The following is a 21,045-nucleotide window of genomic DNA, read 5'->3' as shown; positions in this document are numbered from 1 at the left end:
AAGTGTAACTTCAAAGATAGAAAGAAAACAAAAAGATGGCGACAAGAAACTATGAAGGGGTTAAATTTGATGTTAAATCAAGTAACAAAATTGTTGATTCTTTAACAATTGAAGAAGCTTTACAAATCAATATCAATAACAAACCCTTTACCATTACTATGCGTACTCCGGGAGAAGACGTTAGTTTGGTGCGTGGCTTGTTGCACTCAGAAGGTATCATTAATGACCTAAAGTTTTTGCCAGATATTGTTCTTAAAAAAGAAAACAAAAAAGGCATCGTCACCATTGTAGATGTTAATATACCTGAGAATAAACTTGGTGAAGGCTATTTAAATAGCCGCAGTTTGCTGTCCGTGTCATCTTGTGGAATATGTGGCAAAACGGAATTAGGAGATTTAGCCTTTATTGGAAAAACGATTGACAACAATAAAAAGATTGATATTGGTTTAATTGATGAGTTGTTCGAAAAAATGAATGCGCATCAACATGATTTTATGGAGTCCGGAGGGACTCATGCAGCGGCTGCATTTTCATTAGAGGGTCAGTTAATGTGCTCCATGGAAGATATTGGCCGTCATAACGCGGTTGATAAAGTGGTAGGAAAGTTAATAACTCTGGATAAATTAGATCAGGCTAAAATCATTACCGTTAGCGGGCGTGTTTCTTATGAAATAGTGATTAAGTGTTTTAAAGCACGAATCCCTTTTTTAGCGGCAGTTTCAGCACCTTCATCACTAGCTGTTGATTATGCAAAAGAACTAGGAATTACACTTTTTGCCTTTTGCAGAAAAGGCAGAAGTACCTGTTATTCAAATCCTCAAAGGACCAAAAACAGTAACTCAAACAAAAAAGTAAGTTAAGTCAAATGTCAGATAATTTAAGTGAACTTTTAGGCAGAAAAGGAATTGATGATAATTTCTTTGATAGATTAGGAAAACTGAGCCATCCCGGTGGTTCACCTGCTCCTGATGATATGGAAAAATTAGCGGAAGCCTTTTTGATTGGTAAAGCTAATGCCTATGGAACCGCCAGTTTTTATGATTTTTTAAAACCTGAGAACAAGGGTAAAAAAGTATATGTCTGTAATGGAACTGCTTGTGTCTGTGCTGGGACACAAGATAAAGTCATTGATTCACTTGGAGACTATTTTGATGCCGATGAAATTGGGCATATGACCTGCTTAGGCCGATGCCATGAGAATGCGGCATTTCATTTTCAAGGAAAGAATTATTCAGGAAAAGCTATAGAATATTTAAAGGAATTAATTAAACATGACAGTGATTTAAATCTCGATAAATATACGGTGCTATCATCGGGAGAAGCCATTTTAACAAGGGATTTCACAACTATTTCACAACATTATCAACCTTTTTTAGAAGCACTTAAAACGGATTCTGCCAAAATTCTGGATGAGATAAAAACCTCAAACTTAAGAGGTCGCGGTGGGGCTGGTTTTCCTATGGGAATGAAGTTAGAATTTTGCCGGAAAGAAGTAAACAAGAATAAATTTATTATCTGTAATGCAGATGAAGGGGATCCAGGCGCTTATTCTGACCGATATTTATTGGAACAACAACCGCATGCCGTTTTATTTGGGATGTTAATTGCAGGTTATGTAACACATGCCAGTCATGGAATTTTATACATCAGAGCGGAATATCCGGAGGCCGCAAGAATTGTTCAGAAAGCGATTGATGCACTTCGTTCAGAAGGATTATTAGGAGAAAATATAGCGGGAAGTGATTTTAATTTCGATTTGAAAATTATTCAGGCCCAAGGCTCCTATATCTGTGGAGAGGAAACGGCCTTGATTAATTCTATTGAGGGGCAGCGTCCGGAAGTTAGAGTTCGCCCACCTTATCCAGCTCAAAAAGGATTATTTAATAAACCAACAGTAGTAAATAACGTTGAGACTTTAGCAGCTTTACATTTTATTGTTTCTAATGGTGGTAAATCATGGAAAAAAACAGGAACAGAACGTTCATCAGGCACAAAACTAATTTGTCTTGACAGCTTTTTTAAGAATCCGGGATTGTATGAAGTAGAGATGGGAACTTCTTTAACTAAAGTAGTTTATGAGTTAGGAGGCGGGTTCAAAACCGAGGTTAAAGCCATTCAGATTGGTGGACCTTTAGGAGGTTTAGTTCCAGTTGAAAAAATCAAGGATTTATCGGTTGATTTTGAGTCTTTTTCAAAAGAAGGCTTTTTATTAGGTCATGGGTCATTTGTATGCATTCCCAATGATTTTCCTATGATTAAGTTTATTGAACATCTTTTTGATTTTGCATCCTATGAAAGTTGCGGAAAATGTTTTCCCTGCAGATTAGGCACAAAAAGAGGTCAGGAATTATCTGAAAAGGCCATGACCTCTGATTACAAAATTGATAATCAATTATTTAATGATCTTTTATCTACGCTTGAAAAGGGATCCTTATGTGCTCATGGGGGAGGTATTCCATTACCTATAAGAAATGCGTTACATTATTTTAATGACGAATTAAAACCATACTTCAACTAATTCAGAAAGGAATGAAAACGGCATATATTGACAATCAGGCTTTTAATATAGATGTAGGAGAGACCATTCTATCATTTATAAGGCGTTATAAAGAAGCGTCTTTGGTACCGACCTTATGTGACGCCCCTAATTTAGAGCCTTTTGGATCTTGCAGAGTGTGCAGTGTTGAGGTAGCAAATCAGGAAAACGGGCTAGTTAAAACGGTGGCATCCTGCCATACACCAGTTGCTGAAGGACAGTATATATTTACAAGTAGCCCAGCCATTAAACAATTGCGTAAAAACATTATAGAACTGGTGTTAACAGACCATCCATTAGATTGTTTAACCTGTGAAGTTAATGGGAATTGTGAATTACAAACCGTCGCTGCCCAAGTAGGAATTCGTGAAGTACGCTATCCTGAAGGGGAGAATCATTTATCCAGGAAAAAGGATTTGAGTCATCCTTACATGACTTCAGATTTGTCAAAATGTATCAATTGTTATCGATGTGTTCGCGCCTGTGATGAAGTACAAGGGGAGTTTGTGTTGAGTATGGCCGGAAGAGGATTTGATTCACGCATTATAAAAGGATTGGGCCAAAGTTTTGAAGCATCCGATTGTGTAAGTTGTGGGGCTTGTTCTCAAGCTTGTCCTACATCAGCAATTTCAGACGTCTTTCAATCCAAGGCAAAACAGGCTACCAATACCACCAGAACTATTTGTACTTATTGTGGGGTAGGTTGTAATCTTGAGGTTTCAACAAATAACGGTGAAATATTAAGTATTAGAGCCCCTTATGATGCTGAAGTGAATCAGGGTCACACCTGTTTAAAAGGGCGGTATGCTTTTAAATTCTACAACCATCCAGACCGATTAAATAGTCCAATGATCAAAAGAAATGGTCAATTTGAAAAGGTGAGCTGGGACGAAGTATATAGCTACATCACTGATAAATTTATAGCATATAAGAAAGAATTTGGACCAGACTCCATGGCGGGAATATCATCATCTCGTTGTACTAATGAAGAAAATTATTTAATGCAAAAATTCTTCAGAGCTGTAATTAACACAAATAACATAGATGGTTGTGCAAGGGTTTGCCATTCCCCAACAGCTTTAGGTATGCAGCGTACTTATGGTACAGGAGCTGCCACCAACTCAATTGATGATTTAAAAGACACTAATTGTATCATGGTCATTGGAGCTAATCCTACTGATGCACATCCGGTTACTGGTGCAAAGTTGAAACAGTTTTCAATGAAATCGCACAATGTGTCTATTGTTATTGATCCACGAAGAACGGAATTGGCTAAATACGCTACCCATCATTTGGCTTTAAGACCAGGAACTAATGTTGCGGTTCTTAATATGATGATGTATTATATTATTACAGAAGGGCTTGTAGATAACGATTTTATTAAGAACAGGACGGAAGGCTATGAAGATTTTAGAAGGGAGTTGCTTTCAATAGATTTAGATCATTTAGAAAAAGTATCGGGAGTGAGTCGTTATGATGTTCGGGCGGCAGCCATAGCTTACGCAACAGCTCCAAATGCCATGTCATTTCACGGTCTTGGAGTCACAGAGCATTCTCAGGGTACCTTTACAGTAATGCAAATTGCAGACTTGGCGATGATGACAGGGAATATAGGTAGAAGAGGCGTTGGCGTTAACCCCTTAAGAGGTCAAAACAATGTACAGGGTTCTGCAGACATGGGGGTTCAGCCCCATCAGGGCGCGGGGTATTTAGATGTGACTAATGAGGAAGTCAATAAAAAGTACAATGCATTTTATGGTGCAGAAGTACCAAAACACATTGGATATAAAATCCCTGAAATGTTTGATGCAGCCTTAAAAGGCAAATTAAAAGCCATTTGGATTATTGGAGAAGATGTGGTACAAACGGACCCTAATACTCAAAAAGTTATAAAAGCGCTTGAAGCGACAGATTTAGTGATCGTTCAGGAATTATTTATGACTGAAACCGCAAAATATGCAGATGTCATTTTACCTGGAGCCTCATTTTTGGAGAAAAGCGGCACGTTTACTAATGGAGAAAGAAGAGTGCAAGCGGTACGTGAAGTTGTTAAACCAATTGAAGGCGCAAAACCTGATGGTCAGATTATTGTTGAAGTTATGAATAAAATGGGTTATAATCAACCAGACTATACTCCGGACGGTATGCTAGAAGAAATTTCACAAATTGTACCATTTTTTGCAGGAATTCGATGGGATAGATTAGGAAAAAATGGTTTGCAATGGCCGGTAAAACCAGATGGAACTGATACAAAAATTTTGCATCAGGAAAGCTTTAAAAGAGGTAGAGGCTTCTTTAAATTCAATCCATGGGAGGAAACGGCAGAACTAACAGAACATGCCAAAGACTACCCATTAATTCTCACTACCAACAGAGAATTGGAGCATTACAATTGTGGTGCTATGACAAGGCGAACCGCTAATGAACAAATTTTGAATGATGATTATTTAATGATCAATCCTAAGGATGCCAGTACCTATTTAATAAATGACGGAGATTATGTTTGTGTTGAATCGCCCAGAGGCAAGGTAGATGTAAAAGCAAGAATTACAGATGAAGTAAAAGAAGGGATTTTAAGTACGACCTTTCATTTTCCCGATATCATGATTAATAATATCACTGGAGACATTCATGATTCTGAAGCTATGTGTCCGGAATATAAAGTGGTTGCTGTAAGAATTAGAAAGAGTAAAGGGAAGTATAAAAGTGAACTTAGTTAATTTTTCAATACCTAACATTTGTCATGTTTTATTATTAAAATATATGTTAGTTTTCGGCGACTAATTCAAGTAAATATTATTAAGTGAAAGGTGAAGTAAGCCTAACATAAGCCTTGCAAAAAAGCAAGGCTTTTTTAGTATTTGTAAAAAGGAGATGATTTTTAATTATTTTACACATTTCAATACAAATTAAGAACAAAAGGCAATGGACAATGAACAAATAGAACAATTGCGAGCATCTATAAAAGAATTGATAGCAAGCTTGCAGTCTGTGAAATATTTGATGTGGGAAGAAGAATTGGAGGATTTTGAATATTATGAAAGTTTTATCATCACAGACCAAACTAATAAAGAGGTCTGTTTTTCAATATTAGACAGATTATCTTTAATAGAAAAAAGACTTCTTAAACGGAATAAGCAATAACATAAAAAGGATTGTATAGCTGTTATAAAAAAAGAGATGTATAAGTATACATCTCTTTTTCTGAGTTAATTATGAAAAACCCCTTTCTTAAGTGCTTTGTAGAATAGAAGGGCTCTTCCTTTTTTAAAGACCTATTAAAATAATTAAAAATTATCTGTTTATACATTGATAAATATCAATCGGAATAGATTTAGTTAATAAATAGGATTAAATTAATTTTACAATTATTTAATGTAAAACAATTTTTTTCTGAACAAAACCAGATTTTACACTTTTTATTTCAGTGATAGACTGACATTCCGTATTATAAATGATCTCGACAAGAAAATTATCTACTACGTAATAATTTATTAAAGTATCATTAATAATATGATTGTCTATAAACAAACCATTACTTCCGATATAGGCAAGTTTTTTATTAACATTAAGGATGTTAAACTTGTAAAGTTTCATTTATTGATGATTTTTTGGGTTTAAGAACAGTGAATTTAGAAGACTAGAACAAAAATCAAAATGATAAATATCAATGATAAAATTTTATCACTAATAAACTATTAACAAGGGGTTGATTATAAGGGTTACTTTTTTAAAATACAAAAACCAAACATTTGTCATGTTTTAATTAAAAGAAATATAGTACATTTTGCACGCTGATTTGAGTATATATTTTATATATGAAAATTATGTAAATATTTATTTGAATTAGTAGAGCCTTGCAGGAATGCAGGGCTTTTTTGCAATATAATCTAAGAGATAAGACCTGTATTTTAGGGGTGTAATCCATTTAAAAAGGGACAAGCTTTAAATCTCATCCCTTTTGTTTAAAAGTTTTTAATTTGTTGTTACAGGAAAGCCCCTGTCTCTCATCAAGGCTTCAATTTTTGCATCACGACCTCTAAATAATCTATAGGCTTCAGCAGGATCTACAGAGTTTCTTGGCGCGAATAAAAATTTAACAAGTTTGTTGGCCATTTCCTTATCATAAAATCCACCAGGAGCTTCAGCGAAGGCCTCTGAAGCATCAGATGTCAATACATCTGCCCACATATATCCATAATAAGCCGTGGCATAACCTTCACCAGAGAAAACATGACCAAAATGTGGAGATCTATGTCGCATTGGTAATTCTTTGGGCATTTTTAATTCTGAAAGTGTTTCACGTTCAAATTTGTCTATATCTATATTTGCGGGATCTGCCATATGGAATTTCATATCCATAATGGCCGATGCCAAATACTCAGTAGTAGAAAACCCTTGATTAAACGTGGCGGCATTCTTGATTTTAGCCACTAATTCTGCTGGTATGGGCTCACCAGTCTTATTGTGTACTAAAAAGTTGTTAATAACAGCATCTGTAGATAACCAACGCTCTAATAATTGAGATTGAAACTCCGTAAAATCTCTTACACCACCATTTAACGTAGGGTATTTTACATTGGATGATAAAGAGTGTAACGCATGACCAAACTCGTGGAATAAGGTAGTGGCATCATCCCAGGAAACTAATATAGGTTGACCGGGAGCAGGTTTTATAAAGTTTGTATTGATTGCTGATAATACATTTTTCTTACCATCAAGAGTTGTGTGACTTCTGTATGATGTTGCCCATGCCCCAGATCGTTTGCCATCTCTTGCATAAGGATCGAGGTACCAAAGGCCTATATTTTCTCCGGTATTGTTGTCACTTACTTCCCATACTTTTACATCTTCATGAAAAACGGGTACTGACCCATGAGGAACCGGAGTAAACGTAAAGTTTAATAATCTTCCTGCCACATAATGTAGGGCGTCTGTAAGTTTATCAAGTTGAAGGTATTGCTTCACTTCATCAGAGTCTAAATTGTATTTTAATTTCCTGACTTTTTCGCCATAAAATCTGTAATCCCAAGGTTCAATAGTAATTTGGTCTCCATTTTTATCAGCTATAGCTTGCATATCAGCTACTTCTTCAGCAACTCTTGCAATAGCAGCTGGCCAAACGGCTTCCATTAAGGCTATGGCATTTTCAGGAGTTTTTGCCATTCTATCTTGCAAGCGCCATTCGGCATAATTTTTATACCCTAATAGCTCTACACGTTCTCTTCGTAGTTTAAGAATATCTGCAATTATTTGATTATTGTCATACTCGTCACCATTGTCTCCTCTTGAATAGTAATTGGTCCAGACCTGTTTACGTAATTCTCTTTCAGTAGAATACGTTAAGAAAGGATCCATTGAAGATCTGGTATTTGTTATGGCATATTTATCTTCTTGTCCTTTGTCTGCCGCAATTTTTGCAGCAGATTTTACAAACCCTTCTGAGAGGCCTCCTAATTGTTCTTTTGTTAAATAGGTAATATAGTTTTCTTCATCGTTTAATATATTGTTTGAAAACTTAGTATATAAACTGGACAGTTCTTTATTAATGGCTGCATAACGTTCTTTTTTTTCTTTATCAAGTTCTGCGCCATTCATTTCAAATCCTTTATACGTTAGCTCAACAACGCGTTGTTGGTCAGCTTCAAGAGGGTTTTTTAATGATGCATCATAAACCGCCTTAATGCGTTTAAATAATTTTTCGTTTTGAGTTATTTTGGATCTAAATTCAGAAAATAATGGTGCCAATTCTGTCTGAATGTCCCTGAATTCGGGTGTAGACATATTGCTGCTTAAAATACCATAATAAGTAAAGCCTCTATCAAGTTCTTTACCTGAACGCTCCATTTCTTCAATAGTATTTTCAAAAGTAGGAGTCTCCGGATTATTGGCGATGGCGTCAATATCTTTTAAATTTAAATCCATACCTTGAATCATTCCTGCTTTTACATCTTCAACTTTCATTTGGTCAAATGCAGGAACACCTCCGTAGGGGCCTGTCCATTCTTTCAATAATAAATTATCAACAAGAGGTTCTTCTTCTTTTTCTTTTTTACAACTAATAATAGTAATTATAACTATTAAAAAAAGCATTAAGTGTTTTGTGCTGGGATGTTTTGTCATCGTTTTGAGTTTAAATTAAAATCACTAAAAAACCAGCTTTACAATTTGTAAAAACCGAAGCTAATTAGTAACTAAAGCAAGCAAATTACCTTTTTATTAAGGCTAATTCCCTAACATTTGTCATATTATAATTTCAAAAAAACACTTATAATATTAGTTTGGTCGTTATTGTTTATTTTTTTAAATATTTGGTTTACTTTAGATTTTTGTGTTTAGTACAATTATTGTCATGTGTTATCATATTTCTTTAACTAAAAAAGACGAAACTATAAGAAAACGTTTTGAAATTCCTCAAAGCGACTTAAATGTTTATACGCCTTTTTATCATAGAAATGGCTTTGAACAAGAGGCGATTTATATTATTAAAGACAGTCAGCCTGTTCACTTTGCTTCCGCCTATTGGGGAATGCTTCCGGAAAGTTATAATATTAACCAAAGAGGGACCTTTTTAAAAAAAAGTAACACCCTGAATGCAAGAGCAGAGGGTTTGCTTGAAAGTCCACTATTTCACAAGCCAATAAAGAATAATAGGTGTTTAATAATTGCAGATGGTTTTTTTGAACCCCACGCTTTTAATGGAAAAAACTATCCTCATTACATTACATATAAAGACAATTCTATTATGGGAATTGCAGGTATTTACACAGCACTTGATGAACATGTTTTTACCGTTTCTTTAATTACAACCTTGGCAAATGATTATTTCAAAAAAATACATAACAAAAAAAATACTCTTGGAGAATACAGAATGCCATTAGTTCTGGATGAAAGCGATGAATTGGATTGGCTTGACACTAATTTAAAAATAGAGCAGGTAAATAAATTATTAAGCTCTTTTACAAATAAAGAATTTGAATCCTATCCTGTTTCTAAGGAGGTTATGAACGCACATGTGAACAGTAATTATGCTCATATTTTAAACAAAGTGGATTATCCGGAATTACATACTTTATTTTAAAAAGTGATTTAGTTTTTTATAATTTCTAAATACCTTATGGTCTCCTATTATTTTTTTTCTTAAATAAAATGGATGAGTTATAAAAAAGGGCTCAAATTATTGAGCCCTTTTCTTGATTGATTTTGATTGATGAATGGTATTTAAAGAATCTTATTTAAATCTTCTATTATTATTCCAAGCGTAACTTTTTGTGTTATCAAAGGTTCTTTGTAAATGATTGTTTTTTGTAGTTCTCATGATTTCTGTTTTTTTTGTTGGTTTATATTGTTTTAATGTGTTTAACTGGCCTTAGGCTATTCATTATTACCGGAATTGATATGTTTGAATAAGTATATATAAAATCGTTATCGGTTGTTATAAAACGCCTTTTAATGTGATTAATAGTTTTCATAATTTCTGTTTTTTATTGACTTGTACTATATAGACGAGCATCAAATAAAAATGTTACAGTACTATGTATAACAAAGTAATAATTTAACAATTTTTAACAATGAAACACTTTATTTACTAGGACGGATACTTTGACCTTTATGAGTAATCTGGGCATTTGTATTAATTAATCTTTTGAAATAGCATATTTTGAAACATTTAATTATTTTTATTATTGTAAGTATATTGTTGAATATAAAGAATTGTTATATCAAACTATTGTTGCAGTTTTTATGAGATTTGATCAAAAATTTTTAAGATTATTTTTTTTTCTTATTAGTAGTATGTGTCATTCGCAAATAGTGGATACCATTCTCGTTTTGACTGAAGATAACTACATTGAAAAAATGAGCAATCAATTAGCCATGGATATTTCATTGAATAATTCTTATGAAATATTTGAAGTAAAAACCCCAAACAATAAATCAATTCTATACCCTAATACGCCTACCAATTTACGTTTGAAACTAAATTACCGGTTTATTTCATTTGGTTTTCAATTTTCCCCTGATTTTCTCCCTGGAAATGGAGATGAAAACATTAAAGGCGAAACAAAATCATTTGAAATAGGCACCTCATTAATATTCAAACACTGGTTTGTTGACGCTTCCTATTCAAAAGTAAAAGGATACTACCTTTACAATTCGGAGGATTATGGCACCTTGTTACCTGGCGATCCATATTTTCAGTTTCCTGATTTACATTATTCTGGATTTAAAGTGGCATCAGGGTATTTAAGCAACTCAAAATTTTCATTGAGAAGTTTAACTATACAAACGGAAAGACAGTTAAAAAGCGTAGGAAGTTTTATTCCTGTTTTCAATTTAAGCTTCTATACAATTGATGATAAATCAGATGGGACAAGTACACAAAAATCTAACAATATTGAAACTACAGTTGGACCAGGTTACGCTTATACTTTTATTGTTAAAGAAAATTTTTATATGTCTTTAGGTCTTTCCGGGAGTATAGGGTATTTAAATTCAAAAATAACCACACGTAGTGTTTCTGAAAGCGTGTTAACAAAACAAGACAATTTTATATTTCGATGGGAAGGCAAAGTGGGCATGGGTTATAATGGAAATAGATTTTATACTGGGCTCTATGGAAATATATCCGGAACACAGTATGAACAACAGAATACATCAGTCATGAATTTTGACAACAGAGTTTCTTATCATCTTTTTTTTGGAATGAGATTCCAACCACCAGATTATTTAAATAGAAAAGTCAATAAAATAGAAGATAAATTAAATTTATAAAATGGCTTGTGATGCTATTAAAAAATGAAAGTCTTATTTAATACAAGGAGATTCAGCAAATCTAAAACTATTACTATTAATAATTCCAGAATGCATGGTGCCGCTTAAAGAAGTTATTGAAATTACTTCGCAAGATTTTGGAAGTCCTTTCAGGGTATTATATTTAGTTTCAGAAACACAATACCATGTAATATTGCCATAATCGTCACAAAGAGTACATAAACCAACTTGGTAGGTTCTGTTTCGTGTAAGTTCTTGGCCTATACTAGCAATACTTTCGGCATCACAACTAAACATTATAAAAACTAATAGAATTAATAACGGGGTTTTCATTAGAGGTGGGTTTTATTGAGGAGAAAAATACAATAAATTAATGAAACAATAGCCTTCATTATGGTGAGGCTTTTTAGCTGATTATATTATTAGGATTCTGCTTTTAGTTATAAAGCAAAAAAAAAGAGAACCATTCATATAGAATTACTCCCTTTTTTCTGTTATCAACCAACCACAATAAATAACATCACAAATAAACAATATGTTTATTTAAAAAAACATGACTTTTGTTAGGTTTTTGTATTTTCCCTTTTTTTTATTACAATTATTTTGTGTCTCGTTATTTAGAGGCTAACATCTGTAATAAATCCTAAATATTGGCTTATTTAAACATTTTTTCAGTTAAATTAATCTATAAAGCAAGGATCATAATTTCCTGTATAAAACTCTAAAAGGTATCCTTGAAAATTATCGCCGTAAAAACTGGTGCCATAAATATAAACACAAGGTTCAGAAGATGTATTAACAATATTTAAAAGCCTATTGTACTCTTCTGTTGTAATCCAATAGTCAGAATTACATATAGAATTATTACAATTACAATCACTGGAGACATATACAACATATATTTTACAGTCGTTTACTGTTGGAGACTCACTGGTATTGGAGCAACCAAAACAAACAAGAGTTAAGATAGCAAATAAACTTCTGAAGATCGATATTGTTTTCATTAGAACAATTTTCCCCTTGTTATTAGTGCTCCCAAAAAACGAGTGGGTGTCATTATAAACCATTTTTGTATTTATCTTTTTCTGCGTGCGGGTATTGGGGTCTTAATTCGCTCTATTTTTAAGTCTTTTGTACTGAGATGAGGTTATTTTAAAGTGCTACTTATATAATATTTTGTTATATTAAAAAAGGGAAGCACTTTCATAAGCTAGTTGCTTCCCAATTCTTCCCAAATTAATTAATAGCGTCTTTGGATATTTAGTTTATTTTTTTACTTTTTTATTAAGTTAATTTTACCGGTCCAATGGTGGTGAGAAAATGGGTCCTTAGAACTATTGTAATCGTTGGTCATACCGCTACCAGTTGCCCCTTCAAAACGACCAGTGCCGCCTGTAATTATAAAGGGGTCTTTGAAATATGACGTTGCAAAATTGGGCATGCCAGGTACCCTACCACCCAAAACAAATCCTTCAACATACACAAATAATTTGTCTCCGTTTTCGTCCATAAAATAGGCGTCTTCGACACCATTTGGGTAAGAAAAGTCTGTGATGTCAACACAAAAATCAAAATGAGCAGTGAATTTCCCTAAGTGTGTACCGGTTCCTTCAGCTGTGTTTACTACATTAATCATTGGAGGGAAAGAACCACATCTTGGTGGATTAGGCCCTTGATATTCATAAGTACCTGTAAATACAAGGTTAAAACCTAAAGCAATGGTTTTTGATGATGTAACTTCTTTTTTTGAAGTAACTTCTTGTTTGGTAACAGCATTGTCAAATTCAAAGACATCTTCCTTGTTACACCCTGAAATAAGGGTCAATACAATCGTTAAGAAGAAAATTTTTTTCATAATAATCAGTAATATTAAATTTATACTATATTTTATTTACGGGGCAGAATGGCTAACTATTGGCACATCATCACAAAAATGCGTCAATAGTTTTATGTGATGATAAGGAGCTAAATATTATAGAATAGCTATTACTAATATTACTGATTATTTCAAAAATAATTGATGTTTTACAGTATGTTGAACTATGTTTCATAACATATTAAATTTGGTTTTACTTATTTAATAGTTTATGTTAGTTTAACATTTTATTCATTTTAAAACTTTTTAAAATGATAATATTGGCTTGTTATTATTGTATCAAAATGATATAAATACATCATCATTTAAATTGATATCAAAGCTCAGCTAAAAAGTCATGGATGATAGAGATAACGGTTGTTTATATTGCACTAAAAGAAGTCATTCACTTCTCAGTGATTTAAGCAATGATGAATTATTTCAAATAAAAATCTTCACCCCAGGCAAACTTCTGGTTTATAATAGTTGCCTTTTCAGAATTTAGAAAATCTAGATAGGCTAATGCCACTGGTGATAAATTTTTAGATTTTAACCAGATCAAGTGCCAAATGGTGTTGATAGGTAATCCTTTGACCGGAACAATCTGTAGTTCTTTATTTTTAAGTTCATTTCTAATACCAATAAGAGGCATCACCGAACAGCCTAATCCAGCAAGAACGGCCTGTTTTACTGCTTCGTTTGAGGTTAACTCTATCTTTTTTGTTACTGAAAAGCCGTTCTTCGTTATAAACGTTTCCATAGCATTTCTGGTTGCAGACCCTTGTTCTCTGTAAATCAAAGGAAATTTCTCGAACAGGTTCTTTTTAGTGAGATTCTGTTTTAGTTTTAATCCACTGCTTGCAATAAAGTAAAGCTTATTCTGCATGAGTTCTACCTTATGAAACTTTAATTTTTTTGGTAAAACCGAGACGAGTGCGAAATCCACTTCATTCATTTCTAAACTTTCAATAACTCTCGATTTATTGGTCACATCCATAAAGAGGTCAATCCCTTCATTTTGCTTCATGAAATCTGATAAAAAATAAGGCATTACATATTTTCCTGTTGAGACCACAGATAATTTGAGACGACCGGAAAGTTGCCCTTTATAGGCTAATGTTTTATAATTAATGGCATGTACCTGATTAAGAATTTTTTCCGCAGCATGAGCTATTTCCATTCCAAAATCAGTAATGTAAAGTTGTCTTCCCACGACTTCAGTTAATGAAATCTGAAACTGATCTTGAAAATTTTTAAGTTGTATAGACACTGCTGGTTGGGTTAAATGCAGGGCTTCTGATGCTTTGGTAATACTTTTTAATTCAGCGATTTTCAAAAAAATATGAAGTTGGTGAAGTGTATAATTCATAAATATATTTTATATATAACATAACAAATATAAATAAAAATAAATGAATATTATGTATAACCTTTGTCCCAGCAAAAAAATAAATAGTCACTCATTAAATTTCAAAATTAAGTAAAATGGAAACAAAGGAATTAAAACAAATCGAAAAAGTAGCACAAAAAATTCAATTGGTTAAAGGGGAGTTTACGCCTTCTGAAGCGTCTCATATTGTCGTGAACTTGATTGATGAGAAAATAAACTTTCACAAGATCCAGAGACTTCAAATGTGGGAAGGTAACCACAAGTGTAAAACAGACTTACTTGACGGACGCATTAAAGAGTTGGAAAAGGAAAAGGTGATTGCAAAAGAATTCATCAACAACATTAGAAGTCTAGGTCAAAATTTAAAAATCAATGGTATTCTAGAAATTAGTGTAGCTCAATAAGGTCTAATCTCAAATTTAATAAAACATGCAATTTTCAAAATCAACATTTTTACCAATTTTAGGCCTAGTGGTCCTCATATTCTTTGTGGGTATGGCCTATTTGAATAATCATATCTTTCTGGATAAATTAGTACTATGCAGCTTTATTTTGGGATTGGTCTTTTTTACCAAAATGCGTGGAGAGAGTAATGAAACAAAATCTAATTCAGATAGCACGAATTAAAAATCAATAAAAGCTTAAAAATGACTCTTGTAAATAATTTAGATTTAAAGACCTCAGCAAGTGCTCTTGGCAAATATGAAGGCTCCAAGAAGAGAATGGGTTATAAACTGGCGTCTATCTTTTTATGGTTTCTCTTTGCTGGCAATATGCTATATCTCACTATTAACTTTACCGAAATGCCCCAATGGTTTTTGGGAAATCTTTTCCACATTAATGGTTTTACCATTTTAATTTGGGCAACGGTTACTTTTTTTAGTGCCATTGTAAGCAGCTACGCAAGCAGCTATCTTAAAGGATTTAGATTTCATTCTCGGTTTATGAGGCTCTGTTTGGGCTTTACTTTTTCAGTGATGCTTCTGGTCATGTCTAACCATATAGTGCTTGTATTGTTCAGCTGGTTAATCATGGGGATTTTAATGTCTCAATTGATTGGGATTGATAAAACCTGGGGAGAAGCAAGAGAAGCTTCAAAATTTACCCAAAAGTACTTTCTAACGGGCTCCTTGTTTTTAACTATTGGCTTACTGTTGTTGGCATTATACAGTAAAGAGTTTACAATTACTGGTTTGTCACGGGTTGTTAGTGAGTTACCTCTTTTTATACTCATACCATCAGCACTGTGCATCATTGCAGCAGCCATAGTGCAGTCAGCAATATATCCATTTCACCGTTGGTTGTTGTCTGCTATGACATCTCCTACACCCGCTTCGGCACTCATGCATGCCGGTTTTGTGAATGGTTCTGGAATTTTACTGGCATTGTTTGCAACACTATTATTTGCATCTGATACCCTGACCATTCTGTTTATTATTGGTGGCTTTACGGCGATTATTGCTCAATTCACGAAGCTGCTTCAAGTGAATGTCAAGCAAAAACTAGCCTGTTCTACCATTGCACAAATGGGTTTTATGATCATGCAATGTGGGTTGGGGTTTTTCAATGCAGCAGTAGTCCATTTGATTCTGCACGGATTTTATAAGGCTTATTTATTCCTTTCTTCGGGAGAGGGTATTGTGCAAACGAAACCTCAAAAACAACAGCAACTAAAAATTAAGCCGTTTCAAGCGGTTGTGGTATTGCTTTTTGGTGGTCTGGGAGCGATTCTTTTTGCGCTATGGACCGGAAAGGGAATGGCGATGGATAGTAGTGTGTTTCTAACCCTTATCGTTGCTATAACTGTTGGGCAGGCCACTTATAATATTGCGAAAGAACAAAGCCTATCCGTGTCCCAAAAAATTATGGTTCCACTGGTGCTTTTTGTAGCTGGAATAGGCATTTATGCACTCATGTATAACGCTGTTACGGTGTTAATGGCAGGTATGCCAATGATTGCACAGCCCTTGCCCTTGTCTTGGGTGCAAATCATTTTTGGCATCATATTTCTGATTGGTTTTTTCGTGATGAAATTAGGTGTTTACAAAAAGATTCCTTGGCTCTATGTTAAATTAATGAACATATCCCAGCCATATAAAAAATCAGTTTTAATGTATAAATCAAAATCGATATGAACCAGTCTCTAATAAACAGTATTGATGAAGCCTCAAAGGTTATTGGAAAAACCTGGCCTTTGTACACTTTTGTCGCTTCCAACCCATTATCGGGTTATGAAAACGTACCGTTTCAGGAAGCCGTAAGTATAGCAAATAGGCATTTCAACGCCAATGCCTTTCCTGCGGCTGCACTTTATCGTCAGGCTTGGGAAAAAGGAGATATTAACCAAGAGGTACTGGTAGCCCTTCTGCAAGAAAACGGTTTGTCAGAATCACCAGAATACTATTTACAACAATTAGAATCACAAAGCAGCACTGAAGCACTAAACGACAATCATGAGGTCGATCGCATCATGGCAAAGTGGCTTGCGGCTTATATGGATGAAGGTCTTGCTGAATGGGAGATGCCATTTAAGACCGAAGGTTTTTATGCAGCGTGGAGACATTTGGCAATCTATGATTCGGAATTGGGAATTACTTACCTAAAAGATATTCCAAAAAATAGTGAGGAAGCCTTAGAGCAGATCTTGAAGGAGTATTCAAAAAGTGACTATGCGAAGATCTTTACTTATCATTTGGCGGCTCTCCCAGGATGGACAGGTTACATTAATTATCGCACAGAATCTAATTCAGAATGGAATAAAGATTATCCAATAAGTTTAATGGATTATTTGGCTGCCCGTCTCTGGACAGCTAAAAAATTAAATGTACCAATGCTGCCAAAAAATGATATAGAAACTTCAAACAGCATAGTGCCACAGCTCCAATATATCTGGTTAAAAGCCTGGGAAAAAACCTGGCAAAACCAATTGGTCAAAACCTTTGAACAGGAAGCTAAGGCGACCAAATCTTTGAGTGAGCATGAAGTTCCGGAGGCACAGATGGTATTTTGTATCGACACGAGGTCAGAACTCATCCGAAGACATGTGGAATCAAAGGGTCATTATGAAACCTATGGCTATGCCGGTTTTTTTGGTATCGCAATGGATTATGAAAACCTAAATGATGGGATTACACGTAAATCCTGTCCGCCAATTGTGTCTTCAGCCTATAAAGTATGTGAAACAGCACAATTAAATAAAGAAAAAAGGTTTTTGACGTTCGAAAAGAAAAATGAGATCCTCAAATTTGGGGACTATTTCCTTAAACGGATGAAAAACATGTTGCCGTCTGCTTTTGGATATGTGGAAGGGTCAGGTCTTTATTACGGCTTGTCATTAATCGCTAGAACTTTGATACCAGGAAAGATGTATCAAATAAATGAGCGAAACGCGTCCAAAATGGAAACGATTTGTCAACCTGAAATAAACAAGTTGGTAAATGAAGACCTTGTAGCGTCTGGAATTCCATTGAATGAAAAAGCAGGAATTGTGAAATCGGCATTTGATCTTATGGGCTGGAAACAGTTTGCTCCTTTGGTGCTTTTTGTAGGACACAGAAGCCACACTGCCAACAACCCGTTTAGTTCTAGTTTAGATTGTGGTGCCTGTGCTGCAAGCCCGGGAAGACATAATGCAAGAATGCTTGCAAAACTAGCTAACTTGGCCGAGGTGAGAGAGGTTTTGGCTGAGGTTCACGGGATAAAGATTCCTAAGAACACCATCTTTATAGGTGCTGAACACAATACGACAACTGATGATATTGTCTTGTTTGATTCTGAAGTTCCTGTTTCACACAAGCAACTCGTTCAAAATTTGAAATCAAATTTATTAAAAGCTCAAATCACAGCTACTCAAGACAGACTTGATGTCAAAACAAGTAGTATTTCCTCGGCGCAACACAAAGCGAATAATTGGGGTGAGACCAGACCCGAATGGGGACTCGCAAAAAACGCAGGTTTTATTGTGGGGCCTAGAAGCCTGACTAAAAACACCAACCTAGAAAACCGTTGTTTTCTTCATTCCTACGACTGGGAATTAGACATTAATGGCAAAGCTTTGGAAGGTATTATGCAAGGCCCAATGGTAGTGACCCAGTGGATCAATAACCACTATTATTTCTCAACAGTAGATAATAATATGTATGGAGGGGGCTCTAAAATCACGCATAATATTACCGGTAATTTTGCTGTTGTTCAAGGGAACGGAGGCGACTTAAAAATGGGTCTGCCGCTGCAGTCCTTGTTCCAGTCAGATGATGCTATGTATCATGCCCCATTGAGACTGTCTGTTATGATTCAGGCACCCGTTAATCGCGTTTCGGAAATCCTAGCCAGAAACGGCAACCTTAAGACCCTATTAGACAACGAATGGATTTATCTCATGGTCATGGACCCGACAGATAAGAATGAAATTTTTCTGTATAAAAAATCAATTGAATGGGTATCCGCGTCAATCTCTAAGAAAACGGTAAGAACTGCCGTTCTAAAGAATGAAATAGAAGAATTAGTTTTATTTTAGGTTATGTTAAAATTGTTATGAAGAAGAAGTTTAACGGCCATCATATATTTGATGGTCGTTTTGATTTTAATTGCATTACAGATTAATAATTGGAATATTAACAATTCTTAAAGAAGATTAGAAAGTGATATGTTAATTGAGATTTTAGTTAATGTAGAAACTGATTTACAAACATCAAAAAAAAGGAAAGAAAAATAGATGTTCGTAAAACATAAAAAATATTTATATAAAATATAAAAACATTAAATAAAAACTTATGTATTTCTCAATAAAAAATAACTTTTTTTGTAGTGACTAATTCTAAATAGCTTCTCTGCAAAATGATGATTTGTTTGATTAGTCTCTCGCTTTGAAATCGTATACAGAGAAGGTTAATTAAAAATGATGATTATCTTGAAAAGGATAATTGTCTTTTTTTTTTGTACTACAATTTGTTTATGAATTGTATAACAATTGGAATTTTTTGATTTTGTAAGGTATAAGCTATTAAGAGTAGTAAAAGAGTATTTATGTGTCACATTAAAATCCTCTTAAAGATGTGCTTCGCGCTATTAATTAACCAACCTTAGGAGAACTCCACACATCTAAAAGAAGTTAAATTAAACTTTGTTGCAAAAAAAGGATTTACAAAAAAGCCAATGTAATTAGTAATTTTGATAGGTTCAAAAATACAAATTTTAATAATATTCAGGTATAAACTATAATCTTATTTCAAATATATTGGTATTTCAAGTTTGCGTAATTAATAATTATTATATTTTTTTATGAATCTATCAAAATGACTATTACTGGATTTGTAAGATATAGTATTCAATAAAAATGAAATATTTGACTTTGGTTTTGTAAATTTAGGTATAGTAATTACGGTAAATCTGCTTTTGCCTAAACAAAACAATAATTTTAGACTTGGAGTATGATTTTAAGTTTATTTATTCAATTACGTAAGCCAAAAATAGTTGAGTTCATATTGGATAATATCCTAATAATCGGCATAATTATGGGTATAGTTTTAGTGACTTTAGCAATTGTAAAATTTATTGAATATCAAGACACAAAGAAAGACGATAAAAAGTAATTTAATTATCAAATAAATCTAATTGAGTTTTATTATCACTAAAAAGTCTTGAATACACTAGTGCTGTTATATTAATTAGCGTAAACCCGCTTTTACGCAAACTAGGCAAAATAGGCGTTCTGTTGCTGTTTTATTCTTTAGGAGTATTATATACTCTTATTCTTGTACATTTTGCCTTTAGTGCGGATGCTTAAATAAGCATATAAAGCAAAAAAAAAGTGCCTAAAAGGAATTTCTACCTATTAGACACAATTTAAATTCTCCCTAAGAATTAATTAATAGCATTGCGAATTTAAAATAAAAAAGATTATTAATAAAGAGTTATTAATTAATATTTTTACATCTGGCTTATTTTTTATGTCTTTCATAATAGCAATAGTGATGTGAATATTAATAATGCAATTAAATAGTGATTTATTGATAAAATGAAATTTGAAAAATGTAAAAACGGCTGCTATATTGTGCTTATTGATTTAAGATTGAATTATGATTCATCAAAATAAAGATTGTTTGAGAGGCAAAAAGAATAGATAGAAATATCAATAAGATAAAATAAATTGGGTTGTACCGTTACTATACCGTCACTCAAAAAAATAAAAAACCACGATAATTAATTAGTGACCAAGGTTTATTGGTATTCTTTATTAACCTATTCTCGAACCAAATATTGGAGTTTTTAGAAAATTTGACAGAAGATTTCTGAAAACAAAAAACCTCCAACCGAAAAAGGTTGAAGGCTCTACTTGTACTCAAGTTTTGAGTTTGCGCCTTATAGCCATCCTAAGTTTGTTTTCAATTAAATTAGACCTATTAATCAGAAAGAACAAAAGAGCAGAGTAAGGTTATTATAGCCGTAGGAACTTTAGATTCCGTCAACAATGCGAATCCCTGCTCTTTTACT

The 21,045-nt window shown here is 33.7% G+C and carries 16 protein-coding genes; 10 read left to right on the top strand and 6 right to left on the bottom strand.

The genetic code is table 11. The features are described from left to right. Window positions 1-35 precede the first annotated feature (35 nt). The 4 genes from fdhD to V8G56_RS00065 all read left to right on the top strand — a co-directional run bounded on the left by fdhD (window position 36) and on the right by V8G56_RS00065 (window position 5,680). The gene (gene fdhD / locus V8G56_RS00080) at window positions 36-860 is read left to right on the top strand and encodes a formate dehydrogenase accessory sulfurtransferase FdhD (protein ID WP_395436392.1); all 825 of its coding nucleotides are present in this window, start codon (window positions 36-38) and stop codon (window positions 858-860) included. Window positions 861-865: 5 nt separating this feature from the next. After that, window positions 866-2,518: an NADH-ubiquinone oxidoreductase-F iron-sulfur binding region domain-containing protein gene (locus V8G56_RS00075; RefSeq protein ID WP_395436391.1), complete on the top strand. Its 1,653-nt coding sequence runs from the start codon at window positions 866-868 to the stop codon at window positions 2,516-2,518. An 11-nt stretch (window positions 2,519-2,529) separates the two neighbouring features. After that, the gene (gene fdhF, locus V8G56_RS00070) at window positions 2,530-5,256 is read left to right on the top strand and encodes a formate dehydrogenase subunit alpha (RefSeq protein ID WP_395436389.1); all 2,727 of its coding nucleotides are present in this window, start codon (window positions 2,530-2,532) and stop codon (window positions 5,254-5,256) included. 205 nt (window positions 5,257-5,461) lie between these two features. Next, window positions 5,462-5,680 (top strand): hypothetical protein, encoded by a 219-nt coding sequence (locus V8G56_RS00065; protein ID WP_395436388.1) that lies wholly within the window; start codon window positions 5,462-5,464, stop codon window positions 5,678-5,680. A 228-nt stretch (window positions 5,681-5,908) separates the two neighbouring features. Here the strand turns inward: V8G56_RS00065 and V8G56_RS00060 are convergent, their stop codons facing one another. After that, entirely contained in the window at window positions 5,909-6,133 is a 225-nt protein-coding gene (locus V8G56_RS00060; RefSeq protein WP_395436387.1) for a hypothetical protein, read from the bottom strand. Window positions 6,134-6,511: 378 nt separating this feature from the next. After that, on the bottom strand, window positions 6,512-8,659 hold the full coding sequence (locus V8G56_RS00055) for a M3 family metallopeptidase (RefSeq protein WP_395436386.1): 2,148 nt from the start codon (window positions 8,657-8,659) through the stop codon (window positions 6,512-6,514). A gap of 229 nt (window positions 8,660-8,888) precedes the next feature. Here V8G56_RS00055 and V8G56_RS00050 point away from each other — a divergent pair, with 229 nt between their 5' ends. Further along, window positions 8,889-9,617, top strand: a complete 729-nt coding sequence (locus tag V8G56_RS00050) for an SOS response-associated peptidase (protein WP_395436384.1) — start codon at window positions 8,889-8,891, stop codon at window positions 9,615-9,617. A 731-nt stretch (window positions 9,618-10,348) separates the two neighbouring features. Then, window positions 10,349-11,308 (top strand): DUF4421 family protein, encoded by a 960-nt coding sequence (locus V8G56_RS00045; RefSeq protein ID WP_395436383.1) that lies wholly within the window; start codon window positions 10,349-10,351, stop codon window positions 11,306-11,308. Window positions 11,309-11,341: 33 nt separating this feature from the next. On the opposite strand, the gene V8G56_RS00040 is transcribed toward V8G56_RS00045, so the two are convergent. The 4 genes from V8G56_RS00040 to V8G56_RS00025 form a co-directional block, all read right to left on the bottom strand. Then, window positions 11,342-11,641 (bottom strand): hypothetical protein, encoded by a 300-nt coding sequence (locus V8G56_RS00040; RefSeq protein WP_395436382.1) that lies wholly within the window; start codon window positions 11,639-11,641, stop codon window positions 11,342-11,344. A 347-nt stretch (window positions 11,642-11,988) separates the two neighbouring features. Then, complete coding sequence (locus V8G56_RS00035; RefSeq protein WP_395436381.1) at window positions 11,989-12,312, bottom strand: hypothetical protein; 324 nt, start codon at window positions 12,310-12,312, stop codon at window positions 11,989-11,991. A gap of 269 nt (window positions 12,313-12,581) precedes the next feature. Next, window positions 12,582-13,163 (bottom strand): hypothetical protein, encoded by a 582-nt coding sequence (locus V8G56_RS00030; protein ID WP_331632374.1) that lies wholly within the window; start codon window positions 13,161-13,163, stop codon window positions 12,582-12,584. Between the two features lie 436 nt (window positions 13,164-13,599). Next, the gene (locus tag V8G56_RS00025; protein ID WP_331632372.1) at window positions 13,600-14,532 is read right to left on the bottom strand and encodes a LysR family transcriptional regulator; all 933 of its coding nucleotides are present in this window, start codon (window positions 14,530-14,532) and stop codon (window positions 13,600-13,602) included. Window positions 14,533-14,648: 116 nt separating this feature from the next. Between V8G56_RS00025 and V8G56_RS00020 the strand changes: the two genes are divergently transcribed. The 4 genes from V8G56_RS00020 to V8G56_RS00005 all read left to right on the top strand — a co-directional run bounded on the left by V8G56_RS00020 (window position 14,649) and on the right by V8G56_RS00005 (window position 19,069). Then, window positions 14,649-14,957 (top strand): hypothetical protein, encoded by a 309-nt coding sequence (locus tag V8G56_RS00020; RefSeq protein ID WP_395436380.1) that lies wholly within the window; start codon window positions 14,649-14,651, stop codon window positions 14,955-14,957. A 25-nt stretch (window positions 14,958-14,982) separates the two neighbouring features. Further along, on the top strand, window positions 14,983-15,180 hold the full coding sequence (locus V8G56_RS00015) for a hypothetical protein (RefSeq protein ID WP_395436379.1): 198 nt from the start codon (window positions 14,983-14,985) through the stop codon (window positions 15,178-15,180). A gap of 176 nt (window positions 15,181-15,356) precedes the next feature. Further along, window positions 15,357-16,688 (top strand): proton-conducting transporter transmembrane domain-containing protein, encoded by a 1,332-nt coding sequence (locus V8G56_RS00010; RefSeq protein ID WP_395436377.1) that lies wholly within the window; start codon window positions 15,357-15,359, stop codon window positions 16,686-16,688. After that, entirely contained in the window at window positions 16,685-19,069 is a 2,385-nt protein-coding gene (locus V8G56_RS00005) for a DUF2309 domain-containing protein (protein ID WP_395436376.1), read from the top strand. Before V8G56_RS00010 ends, V8G56_RS00005 begins: the two co-directional genes overlap by 4 nt. The last annotated feature ends 1,976 nt before the right edge of the window (window positions 19,070-21,045 follow it).

The sequence above is a fragment of the Gaetbulibacter aquiaggeris genome (genome assembly GCF_044003965.1).
GTDB lineage: Bacteria > Bacteroidota > Bacteroidia > Flavobacteriales > Flavobacteriaceae > Yeosuana > Yeosuana aquiaggeris.
This window is presented reverse-complemented; position numbering and strand designations above follow the sequence as displayed.

Excerpts from the sequence above, each read along its gene's own strand:
- V8G56_RS00010 (WP_395436377.1), top strand. The coding sequence starts at position 15,357 with ATGCCCCAATGGTTTTTGGGAAATCTTTTCCACATTAATGGTTTTACC.
- V8G56_RS00065 (WP_395436388.1), top strand. The coding sequence starts at position 5,462 with ATGGACAATGAACAAATAGAACAATTGCGAGCATCTATAAAAGAATTG.
- V8G56_RS00030 (WP_331632374.1), bottom strand. The coding sequence starts at position 13,163 with ATGAAAAAAATTTTCTTCTTAACGATTGTATTGACCCTTATTTCAGGG.
- fdhF (WP_395436389.1), top strand. The coding sequence starts at position 2,530 with ATGAAAACGGCATATATTGACAATCAGGCTTTTAATATAGATGTAGGA.
- V8G56_RS00050 (WP_395436384.1), top strand. The coding sequence starts at position 8,889 with ATGTGTTATCATATTTCTTTAACTAAAAAAGACGAAACTATAAGAAAA.
- V8G56_RS00025 (WP_331632372.1), bottom strand. The coding sequence starts at position 14,532 with ATGAATTATACACTTCACCAACTTCATATTTTTTTGAAAATCGCTGAA.
- V8G56_RS00015 (WP_395436379.1), top strand. The coding sequence starts at position 14,983 with ATGCAATTTTCAAAATCAACATTTTTACCAATTTTAGGCCTAGTGGTC.
- V8G56_RS00075 (WP_395436391.1), top strand. The coding sequence starts at position 866 with ATGTCAGATAATTTAAGTGAACTTTTAGGCAGAAAAGGAATTGATGAT.
- V8G56_RS00055 (WP_395436386.1), bottom strand. The coding sequence starts at position 8,659 with ATGACAAAACATCCCAGCACAAAACACTTAATGCTTTTTTTAATAGTT.
- V8G56_RS00020 (WP_395436380.1), top strand. The coding sequence starts at position 14,649 with ATGGAAACAAAGGAATTAAAACAAATCGAAAAAGTAGCACAAAAAATT.
- V8G56_RS00040 (WP_395436382.1), bottom strand. The coding sequence starts at position 11,641 with ATGAAAACCCCGTTATTAATTCTATTAGTTTTTATAATGTTTAGTTGT.
- fdhD (WP_395436392.1), top strand. The coding sequence starts at position 36 with ATGGCGACAAGAAACTATGAAGGGGTTAAATTTGATGTTAAATCAAGT.
- V8G56_RS00035 (WP_395436381.1), bottom strand. The coding sequence starts at position 12,312 with ATGAAAACAATATCGATCTTCAGAAGTTTATTTGCTATCTTAACTCTT.
- V8G56_RS00060 (WP_395436387.1), bottom strand. The coding sequence starts at position 6,133 with ATGAAACTTTACAAGTTTAACATCCTTAATGTTAATAAAAAACTTGCC.
- V8G56_RS00005 (WP_395436376.1), top strand. The coding sequence starts at position 16,685 with ATGAACCAGTCTCTAATAAACAGTATTGATGAAGCCTCAAAGGTTATT.